This window comes from Acidaminococcus sp. AM05-11, assembly GCF_003472805.1.
In the GTDB taxonomy this organism is placed as follows: domain Bacteria; phylum Bacillota; class Negativicutes; order Acidaminococcales; family Acidaminococcaceae; genus Acidaminococcus; species Acidaminococcus hominis.
This window is the reverse complement of sequence record NZ_QRMX01000042.1, coordinates 1-10137: the sequence shown is the minus strand read 5'-3', so window position 1 is coordinate 10137 and position 10137 is coordinate 1. Positions and strand designations below refer to the sequence as shown.

The 10137-nt window shown below is 54.5% G+C and carries 8 protein-coding genes and 1 other RNA gene; 8 read left to right on the top strand and 1 reads right to left on the bottom strand.

The annotated features are described in order from the left end of the window. Positions 1 to 118 precede the first annotated feature (118 nt). Positions 119 to 1123, bottom strand: a complete 1005-nt coding sequence (locus DW089_RS10740; RefSeq protein ID WP_105327528.1) for a gamma-glutamyl-gamma-aminobutyrate hydrolase family protein — start codon at positions 1121 to 1123, stop codon at positions 119 to 121. A 272-nt stretch (positions 1124 to 1395) separates the two neighbouring features. On the opposite strand from DW089_RS10740, the gene DW089_RS10735 reads away from it, so the two are divergent. The 8 genes from DW089_RS10735 to ftsY all read left to right on the top strand — a co-directional run bounded on the left by DW089_RS10735 (position 1396) and on the right by ftsY (position 9905). Then, a complete protein-coding gene (locus DW089_RS10735) occupies positions 1396 to 2193 on the top strand; it encodes a PhzF family phenazine biosynthesis protein (RefSeq protein ID WP_105327527.1) in 798 nt (265 codons plus the stop codon). Between the two features lie 307 nt (positions 2194 to 2500). Then, complete coding sequence (locus DW089_RS10730; protein WP_105325749.1) at positions 2501 to 3199, top strand: aspartate/glutamate racemase family protein; 699 nt, start codon at positions 2501 to 2503, stop codon at positions 3197 to 3199. 59 nt (positions 3200 to 3258) lie between these two features. After that, a non-coding RNA gene (gene ssrS / locus DW089_RS10725) (6S RNA) lies at positions 3259 to 3441 on the top strand. Positions 3442 to 3487: 46 nt separating this feature from the next. Further along, the gene (lspA, locus tag DW089_RS10720) at positions 3488 to 3937 is read left to right on the top strand and encodes a signal peptidase II (RefSeq protein ID WP_105325748.1); all 450 of its coding nucleotides are present in this window, start codon (positions 3488 to 3490) and stop codon (positions 3935 to 3937) included. After that, positions 3889 to 4851 carry an RluA family pseudouridine synthase gene (locus DW089_RS10715; RefSeq protein ID WP_105325747.1) on the top strand — a complete coding sequence of 321 codons (963 nt, stop codon included), beginning with the start codon at positions 3889 to 3891 and terminating at the stop codon, positions 4849 to 4851. The genes lspA and DW089_RS10715 overlap by 49 nt, the downstream gene beginning before the upstream one ends. A 16-nt stretch (positions 4852 to 4867) precedes the next feature. Further along, positions 4868 to 5419: a bifunctional pyr operon transcriptional regulator/uracil phosphoribosyltransferase PyrR gene (pyrR, locus tag DW089_RS10710; RefSeq protein ID WP_105325746.1), complete on the top strand. Its 552-nt coding sequence runs from the start codon at positions 4868 to 4870 to the stop codon at positions 5417 to 5419. Positions 5420 to 5433: 14 nt separating this feature from the next. After that, entirely contained in the window at positions 5434 to 8994 is a 3561-nt protein-coding gene (smc, locus tag DW089_RS10705) for a chromosome segregation protein SMC (RefSeq protein WP_118287264.1), read from the top strand. Further along, a complete protein-coding gene (ftsY, locus tag DW089_RS10700; RefSeq protein ID WP_105325744.1) occupies positions 8991 to 9905 on the top strand; it encodes a signal recognition particle-docking protein FtsY in 915 nt (304 codons plus the stop codon). Before smc ends, ftsY begins: the two co-directional genes overlap by 4 nt. Positions 9906 to 10137: the final 232 nt, after the last annotated feature.

Below are 10137 nucleotides of genomic sequence, written 5' to 3'. Positions count from 1 at the left end.
CGTAGAGGTTTATATTATTAGGAACTGTCTACTTGACGGGGAGCACACCAAAATGTTGAAGGTAATAAGGAACGAACGACGATAGAAGTTTTATTATTTCACAGTCTTTTTTACAATTTTATTTGGTTGCTTGCAGGGCTTTATCTTTGGCGGCTTTTACCAGGGCTTTAAAGAAGTCCAGGGAAATCTTGGTGTCGCAGAAGTCCTTGGGGTCTTTTTTGTTGATGAGAACCTGCTTCAGGTCGTTTTCTGGATGGAACTGGAGCGCAACCATAAAGGTCTTGTGAGGATTTTCCACCCCTTCGATAATGGAAACGCCTTTGTAGGTAGTTTCTGCGGTCTGTACCAGGTCAGTACCCGCAATGCTTTCAATGGCCTGATGGTGCCAGCTGGAAACGTTCTTCAGCTCATCGCTGCCTACAATGGCCCGCAGGTAGGAGTTTACCGGAAGAATATGCACGTCGTGACGGGCGTAGGTCCGGTTGGGGACGCCGGGGGGCATCCGGTGGAAGGTACCTTCGTAGACCTTATCCTTGCCGGCATAGTAGTCGGTCATATCCTGAATCATCTTGGCGCCGGAAACTACGCCCAGCATTTGCTCGCTGCGGCAGACGTCCAGGGTGGGGATGTCCTTGGCCAGGCAGTAGGCCTGAAGGGTGTAGTCAGAAATATCCCGGGCAGCATTGATGGTTTCGTTATGGTTCAGTTCTTTTTCTTCATCCTTATACAGGGAGGGACTGATGTCTTCACCACCGGTGCCAAAGACGCCGTCTACGCCCTGCATGACTTCCGTCACGTTGGTTTTGGCAAAGTTCTTGTCTTTGATTTTCACAGCATATTTGTGCTTGAGCATACCGGAGGGTTCCAGGTCTGCGGGGGCTACGGCGCCGTCCTTGTCGTAGGCAACGGACTGGCTCTTAATCTGACCCAATTCCACGGGTACGCCCCCTGCCAGCTCAATAATGCGCTTAAAGGCTGCGTAATCCTGGGTATTGATCTTCCAGGAGATGCCGATGACGGGCTTGCCGCCTACCATGGCGTGGGCATCCACCATAAAGCCCAGGGACAGGCCCAAAGACAGGGCAGAAACGGCCAGCATTTTTTCCAACTTTTTGAACTGCATTTCATCCACATCCTTTCGTATTCAGGTACTGCCGATTTTGACAATTTCAATATAAAAAAATCTCATAAAGTTGTCAAGAATTTGTGAACAAGCAGTGATTTTACTCTAAAAAAACAGGAAAAATGTTCAAGAACGTACAAGATTTTTTGAATATGTACTAATATATCCGCATTTATCTATAGCTTTTAGAAACATTTACAGAGAGCCGTGGGCAGGATATAATGAAATGGGCCTATGTAGTGAGAAAGTGGAGATTCAAGGAGGAAAAGCCAATGAAACATAAAATTTTTAAGCAATATGTAGTGGATGCTTTTACGGATCAGGTATTCCAAGGGAATCCGGCGGCGGTGTGCGTGCTGGAAGCCTGGCCGGAAGACCAGGTGATGCAGCAAATTGCCCAGGAAAACCGGCTGTCGGAAACGGCTTTTACGGTAAAGCAGGGGAAGAAGTACGGCCTGCGCTGGTTTACCCCGGGTGGGGAAATCGACCTGTGTGGTCATGCTACCCTGGGTACGGCTTATGTGCTGTCCCACTTTGTGGAAAAGAAGGCCACGGAGCTGGTGTTTGTCACCAAAAGCGGCAAGTTGACCGTGACCCGGGACGGGGATCTGTTTACCTTGGATATGCCGGCCTATGAACTGAAGAGCGTGCCTGTCACCAAGGCTATGACGGAAGCCATTGGGGTGGAGCCCAAGGAAGCCTATATGGGCAGGGATCTGGTGTGCGTACTGGAAACGGCGGAACAGGTGAAAAAAGCCCAGCCGGACCCGGAAAAGGTCAAGAAGCTGGACGGGCTGTTGCTCCACTTGACGGCACCGGGGAAAAAGTATGACTGTGTGACCCGGAGCTTCGCTCCCAAGCTGGAGGTAATCGAGGATCCGGTGTGTGGTTCCGGCCATTGCCATGTGGTGCCCCTATGGGCGAAAAAGCTGGACAGAAAGAAACTGGTGGCCTTCCAGGCCTCTCAGCGGACCGGGGTGCTGTACTGCCACCTGAAAAAGGACCGGGTGCTGCTGTCTGGGAAGGGCGCCCTGTACAGCAGGGGAGAAATTTATCTGCCCATTAAATAAAAAAAGCATGCATAAATAATTTTGCCTGGCATAAGAATTTGTCTATAGATAAGCTAGAGGAAAGGGTACATTTCGGTGTATCCTTTTTTTGTGCGTTCAAAGCCGAATAAGGTACTCGGCAGGCGGACAAAATGGTGTTTTGCGGCAAAGAAAAACTGTCTATAAGAAAAAACGAAAAGATGAAATTTACTATTTCTTATATTTGCGGTATACTGATAAGGTAATTGCACTTTTTTCGTATGGTTATCCATTCTCCAAACCAGCGAGCCCGGCAGCGCCGGGCAGGTGATACTAAGGAGGCAGCGAATTGAAGAAAATAGGATTGATTGGCGGCATTGGCCCAGAATCCACCATCATGTATTATCGGGAACTGGTCTATGGCGTTCAGGAACAGCTGAATAAACCGGTGTTTCCTCCCATGGTCATTGAGAGCCTAAGCGTATTTCAAGTGTTGGATTATTGTGCCAAGCGGGATTATGAGGGCCTGATTCAATACTTACTGCAGGGGATTGAACATTTGGCAGCGGCTGGGGCCGATTACGGCGCGTTAACGGGTATTACGCCCCATGTGGTATTTGATGACCTGGCGGCCCGGTCTCCCATTCCTCTGGTAAGCATGGTGGAAACGGCCTGTGAGGAAGCAGAAGAATCCGGGTACAAAAAAGTGGGGCTGTTGGGCACCCTGCCCACCATGGAAGGAAATTTTGTACAGAGAGCCTTTGCCAAACGGGGCATCGGTATTTTTACGCCCAGTGAAAATGAAAAGCTGTATATCGCCGATAAAATCAAGACAGAACTGGAGTATGGCCGGGTGGTGCCGGCTACCCGGAAGATTATGGCGGAAATGGCTGAAGGGATGATTGAGGAGCATAAACTGGATGCGGTGGTGCTGGGCTGTACGGAACTGCCCCTGCTGTTTGACCAGGTGACCCTCCCGGTACCAACCTTGGACGTAATGCGCCTGCATATCCGGGCCCTGATTCGGCTGATGCTCCGGGCAGAGTAAAGAAATTCTCTCAGAAACTGGACAACTGGCTGTCCTTGCGTTATAATACAAATAAAAGAGCAACCCTCCGATGTGCGAGTCGAATTCCATATGTTTTGAGCCAACACTCTCTATAAGGGAGCCCGTGTACTCCGGTCGTTGATGATATGCCCTTTCGAGGGGACATCAGAAGTGGCAGGGAGGGCACCCACCTGCTCATGCAGGTTCAAAACTCGGAATTGGTACGGCATTGTAGGGCTCTTTCTTTTTTTATATCAAAATTTGCCTGTAAAGGAGAGAACGAGATCCATGCTGGAAATCATTCTTGGGGTGGCCGTGCTGGATCGGCTGACCAAGCTCCTGGCGGCGTCCGTCATGACGGAAGGGATGAGCATTCCGGTAATTCCCGGGGTGTTTCACTTTACGTATGTACTGAACCCTGGAGCTGCCTTTGGCTTGTTAAAATACCAGCGTTTGTTTTTTGTCGGCATAACTGTAGTGGTAGCCATTGCTGCCTTTCTGCTGCGGGACCATATCCGCCAGGAAGGAAGATTGACCCGCTGGGGTGCCGCCTTTTTTTTAGGCGGAGCTGTGGGCAATATGATTGACCGGATTCATACCGGTTACGTAATTGATTTTTTTGATTTTCTCATCTGGCCCGTGTTCAACGTGGCGGATATTTTTATCTGTGTAGGAGTGGGAATGATTGTATGGAGTACGCTGAAGAAGGACTCGGGGAAAACGGGCAAGACCGACTGATTACCACTGACCCGGTAACGGAAGAAGAAAAGGGGCAGCGGGCAGATGTGTTTTTGGCAGCCCGGCTGGACCTGACCCGTTCCAATGTACAGCACGACCTGGCGGAAGGCCGGGTAACCCGGCAGGGAAAAGCGGTGAAAGCCAATTATAAAGTAAAGACAGGGGATGTATTTCAGGTGCTGATTCCCCCGGCGGTAACGCTGGAGGCGGTACCCCAAAACATCCCTTTGGATATATTATACGAAGATGAAGATGTTATCGTCATCAACAAACCCCGGGGCATGGTGGTGCATCCGGCAGCCGGCAATCCGGACGGGACGCTGGTCAATGCTCTTTTGTACCACTGCCATGATTTGTCCGGCATCAACGGGGTGGTGCGGCCGGGGATTGTGCACCGGCTGGACAAGGATACTTCTGGGGTGATGATTGCGGCCAAGAACGACCTGGCCCATTTGTCCCTGTCCCAGCAGATTCAGAGCAAGGAGGCCAAGCGGACCTACCTGGCTATTGTCCGGGGCAATATCAAGGAGGACCAGGGGCATATTGAAACCCAGCTGGACCGGGACCCCAAGGACCGGAAAAAGATGGCGGTGGTGGCCCAGGGCGGCCGTTTTGCGGCTACGGACTATCAGGTGCTGGAGCGCTACGGAAAATTTACCGTGGTGCGCTGCAAGCTGCTGACCGGGCGGACCCACCAGATCCGGGTCCATATGACGTATATTGGCCACCCGCTGGTAGGGGACCCCAAGTATGGTCCCCAGAAAACCTGTTTTTCCATTGAGGGGCAGGCGCTTCATTCGGAAACCCTGACTTTCCGGCATCCCCGGACCCAGGAGTGGATGACGTTTGAAGCCCCGGTGCCCCAGGATATGGCAACCATCCTGACCCGTTTGCGCAATGGGCAGTTCCATTAACAAGGAGGAGAACAACATGAGTACTTCCGTCAAGAAAAAAACCATTTTGGATGCAGATGCCATCCGCCGCTCCCTGGTGCGGATTTCCCACGAAATCGTGGAAAAGAACAAGGGTGTTGAAAATGTGGTCCTGGTAGGTATCCGGACCCGGGGCGTGCCCCTGGCCCAGCGCCTGGCGGAGCAGGTGGCAGAAATTGAAGGCGTAAAGGTACCTGTGGGTTCCCTGGACATTACCCTGTACCGGGACGACCTGTCCACCCTGGCCTATAACCCCATTGTAAAGGAAACGGAACTGGACTTTGACATCAACGGCAAGACGGTGATTTTGGTGGATGATGTGCTGTTTACCGGCCGTACCATCCGCTGCGCCCTGGACGCCCTGATTGATATGGGCCGTCCCAAAGCCATTCAGCTGGCGGTTTTGGTGGACCGGGGTCATCGGGAGCTGCCCATCCGGGCGGACTACGTAGGCAAGAACGTGCCTACCAGCACCAGCGAAACGGTGGACGTGACCCTGGCAGAAATCGACGGCGAAGATGAAGTATCGCTGTCCGATATTCAGGCGTAAGAAGGAACGGTACCGTGCGTTTAAAATCATTTGAGGCCCATGGGTTCAAGTCCTTTGCGGATCGGGTGAGCCTGGACTTTGAGCCGGGGATTACCGCCATTGTAGGGCCCAACGGCAGCGGCAAGAGCAATATTTCCGATGCCATCCGCTGGGTCATGGGGGAACAGAGCATCAAGTACCTGCGGGGCACCAAAATGGAGGACGTGATTTTTGCCGGCAGCTCGGTTCGCCGGGCCATGGGCATGGCAGAAGTCACCCTGCTGTTTGACAATTCGGACCACGAGCTGCCTTTGGACTTTGACCAGGTGAGCTTGTGCCGCCGGGTGTACCGCAGCGGTGAAAGTGAATATTTTATCAACAAAAAGAACTGCCGCCTGAAGGACGTGCTGGCCCTTTTGGCTGATACGGGACTGGGACGGGGTTCCATGTCCATTATCGGCCAGAACAAGATTGATGAAATCTTAAACAGCCGTCCTGAGGACCGGCGTTCCATATTTGAGGAAGCGGCCGGGATTGCCAAGTACCGGATGCGGAAGAAGGAGGCCCTGCGGAAGCTGGAAGAAACCGGGGCCAATTTGCTGCGCATTCGGGACATCCGGACGGAGATCCAGGGACAGCTGGAACCGTTAGGAGAGGCGGCAGCCAAGGCCCATGCCTATAAGGAAAAGGCCGCCCAGTTAAAGCTGGTGCGGCTGACTTTGCTGTTTCGGACCCTGGAAAAAATTGACCAGGAAAAGGCCCAGCTGACGGAGCTTTGTGCGGCCAGGGAGCAGGAACTGCTCTCCCTCCAGGCCCAGCAGAAACAGGTGAAGACGGAGCTCCAGGAACTGAACCAGAAGATCCAGGAAAAGGAAGACGCCTATTCCCAGTATCAGGAAGAAATCCTGGCCAAGGAGCGGGAAATTGCTTCCTACGGCCGTCAACTGGCGGTGTACCAGGAGCGGCTGGAACAGGGGAAAAACCGCCTGGAACAGCTGGCCAAGGCCAAAAGCAGGCTGGAAGGCGAGCTGGAAATCAGCCAGCGGAACCTTTTGACGGTAACGGAGGAGTACGACCGGCTGGAAGGGGCGGAGGCCCGGGCCCAGAAAAAGCTGGCTGTTGCTGGGGAAGAAAAGAATCGGCTCAGCCAAGAGGTCCAGGACGCCCAGGATAAGCTCAAGACGTACCAGGACAAGGCGTTTGACAGTATGCGGGAACTGGTGATGGCCCGGAACACGCTGACGGGAATCTGCCAGGAGCAGGACCGGCTCCACCGGCAGCAGGAACAAAGCAAGGAAAAGCTTGCGGCGGGGGAAGCCCAGGTGGCCGAAGCCCAGCAGGCAGCCCAGGCAGCCCAGGAGGAACTCCAGGGGCTGGCGGACCGGCTCACCAGTCTGGAAAAGCAGAAAAAGACCCTGGAAGAAGAACTGCTGGCTGCGGCGGAGGACTACCGGAAGGAACACGAGCTGGTGGAGGCCAACCGCCGGAGCCTGAACCAGAAAAAAGCCCGGCTTCAGGTGCTGTCCAATATGGAACGGGAGCACGAGGGGTTCAGCAAAGGGGTTAAGACCGTGCTGGGGGCCAAGGCTCCCTGGCGGGCCCAGGTATACGGGGTAACGGCGGAGCTGTTCCACGTGGAAGACCAGTACGTAACGGCGCTGGAAACAGCCCTGGGAGGCGCTTTGCAGAATATCATTACCCAGGACGCCCAATCGGCCCGAGATGCCATTGGCTACCTGAAACGGCAGCAGGGCGGCCGGGCTACGTTCCTGCCGCTGGACACCATCCGGCCCCGGTCCCTTTATGGGAAGGAAAAGGAAGCCGCGCAGGCCAAGGGTATTGTGGGGGTCGCTGCGGACCTGGTAACCTGTGACGAAAAGCTGCGGCCGGCGGTGCAGTTCCTTTTGGGAACGGTGCTGGTGGCAGAAAACCTGGACGATGCATTGGCAGCTGCCCGGAAGGCAGATATGCGGGTGCGGATTGTGACCCTGGACGGGGACGTAATCAGCGCCGGTGGGTCCATGAGCGGCGGCCAGAAGCAGCAGGGAAAGAGCTTTTTGGCCAGACGGCAGGAAATCGTCCATCTGACGGAAGAAGTCCAGGGACTGGAGAAGCTGCTGCAGCAGCAGGAAAAGGAACTGGACGCTATTACCCAAAAGGGGAAGGAGCAGCGACAAGCCCAAGACGATTGCCTGGCGGAGCTCCAGAAACTGGCGGTGCGCCGGGCGGGCCTGGAAACCCAGGCGGAGCAGAAGCAAAAGGAGCGGCAGGAAAAGCAGGAAGCTCTGGAACTGCTGCGGGAAGAAAAACGCAGCCAGACGGCAGAGTTTCTGAAGCTGGTGGAGCAGCGCAAGCAGCTGGAGCCCCAGGTAGCGGCTATGGAACAGGCGGATGCCCGTGAAAAGAGTGAGTCCCAGGAACTGGAGGCCCAGCTGGGCAAGCAGCGGCAGGACCTGGAGCAGGCCAGCGGCCGGTACCAGGATGCCCTGGTGGAGGCCAGCGGCCTAAAGACCCAGCTGGAAGCCCTGAACCAGCGGATCCAGACCATGGACAGCTACGAGGAAAAGACCCAGCAGGAGCTGTCGGACAACGAAGCCCAGCAGGCGAAACAGGTGCAGAGCCAGAAGGACAGCGAAGCGGCCTGCCAGAAGCTGGCAGCCCAGGCAGAAGCTCTCAAGGCAACGCTGACGGGCACCGAAGACGCCAAGGCCCAGTTCCTGACGGAGCGGGAAGCCCTGGCCCAGGAAAAGACCGGTACTGAGGAAAAGCTGGCCAAACTGGCCGGCCAGGAAGAAGGCGTCCGGCAGAAAATCCGCAGCGTGGAAATGGAGCAGGTCCGGAAGGCTACGGAGCAGAGTCATTGCCTTCAGCAGCTCCAGGAAACCTACCAGGTGACGGAGGAAGAGGCCCGGAACAAGAGCCTCAAGGACGTGGAAACCGGGGACCTGCACCGGCAGGAGAACCAGCTGTCCGGGGACCTGGAGGCCATGGGTGCGGTGAACCTGACGGCGGAGGATGAGTACCAAACGGCCAAGGAACGGTATGATTTCCTGAACCGGCAGTACGAGGATATGACCGCTGCCAAGGAGCAGCTGGAAACCGTTATTGCCAGCATCAACTCCGATATGGCCCGGCGTTTTAGGGAAGCCTTCGCCAAAATCAACAGCTATTTTGCAGAATGCTATGAGCAGCTGTTTGGGGGCGGAAAAGCCCGGTTGCGTATTTTGGACGAAAATCATATACTGGAATCAGGCATTGATATTGAGGTGCAGCCCCCGGGAAAGAAAATGCGGAACTTATCCCTTTTCTCCGGCGGGGAACGGGCCCTGACCGTTATTGCCCTCTTGTTTGCCCTGTTAAAATACCAGCCGGCGCCCTTTGTCATCTTAGATGAAATTGATGCGCCCCTGGATGAAACCAATATTTCCCGGTTCGCCCGTTTTCTGCGGGAGTACGGGGAGAAAACCCAATTTATCGTGATAACCCACCGGAAGGGGACGATGGAGGCGGCGGACGTACTCCATGGGGTAACCATGGAACAGTCCGGTATTTCCCGGATCCTGTCGGTGAAGTTGTCGGAGGTGGCGGAAGCATGAGTTTTGTAGAACAACTGAAAGATGGCTTGAGCAAGACCCGTAAGAATTTTACGGATCGGATGGAAGACCTAATCGGCGTCAGCGTGGAGCTGGACGACGATTTTATGGATGAAATGGAAATGATTCTGGTGGCCGGGGACGTAGGGGTCAAGACTACGGAAAAAATCATGGCTGCCTTGCGGAAGGCTGCGGCTACCCGGGAAATCAAATCCCCGGCGGAAGCGCTGCCGTTCTTGAAAAACTATATTGCCAATATGCTAAAGACCACGGGTCCCCGGATGCATTTTTCCGGCCATCCGTCCATTGTGCTGGTAGTTGGCGTCAATGGGGTGGGGAAGACCACCACCATTGGCAAACTGGGCAATTATTACCGGCTTATGGGGTATAAGGTTATGCTGGCAGCAGCGGATACTTTCCGGGCCGGGGCTACCGAGCAGCTCCAAATCTGGGGCAAACGGGCCCAGGTGGATGTAATCGCCCATGGTGACGGGGCGGACCCGGCTGCGGTGGTGTACGACGGCCTTCAGGCGGCCATTGCCCGGAAAGCCGACGTACTGTTTGTGGATACCGCTGGCCGGCTTCACAACAAGACCAACCTGATGAAGGAACTGGACAAGATTTACCGGGTAATCCGGAAGGAAGTCCCGGACGGTCCCCACGAAACCCTGCTGGTGCTGGATGCCACCACCGGGCAGAATGCCATTTCCCAGGCCAAGATTTTCCTGGAGACGGCCCATGTGACCGGGGTGGTGCTGACCAAACTGGACGGCACGGCCAAAGGCGGCGTGGTTATCGCCATCAAGGAAGAACTGGGGCTGGACGTGAAATGGATTGGGATTGGGGAAGGTATGATGGACTTCCGTCCCTTTGATCCCCAGCAGTTTGTGGATGCCCTGTTCAGCAGAGAATAATAAAGCGAAAAAATCAAAAGGGGCTGTGAAAAAATAAAACTTCCTCAGTCATCCCTATAGGATGACAGCCCCTTCACGCTTGAAGGGGCCGTTCAGACCCATCAGGTTCCCAGTGTTTAACAATATTTGCACTATAGTTCAGACATAAGCTGACCAGTAGTGGCCTAGTATGCCTCCTTCAAGCGTGGTGTGCTCCCCGTCAAGTAGACAGTTCCTAATAATATAAACCTCT

Coding starts and splice junctions, on each gene's coding strand:
- DW089_RS10740 (WP_105327528.1), bottom strand. CDS start 1,123: ATGCAGTTCAAAAAGTTGGAAAAAATGCTGGCCGTTTCTGCCCTGTCT.
- DW089_RS10735 (WP_105327527.1), top strand. CDS start 1,396: ATGAAACATAAAATTTTTAAGCAATATGTAGTGGATGCTTTTACGGAT.
- lspA (WP_105325748.1), top strand. CDS start 3,488: ATGCTGGAAATCATTCTTGGGGTGGCCGTGCTGGATCGGCTGACCAAG.
- DW089_RS10715 (WP_105325747.1), top strand. CDS start 3,889: ATGGAGTACGCTGAAGAAGGACTCGGGGAAAACGGGCAAGACCGACTG.
- pyrR (WP_105325746.1), top strand. CDS start 4,868: ATGAGTACTTCCGTCAAGAAAAAAACCATTTTGGATGCAGATGCCATC.
- ftsY (WP_105325744.1), top strand. CDS start 8,991: ATGAGTTTTGTAGAACAACTGAAAGATGGCTTGAGCAAGACCCGTAAG.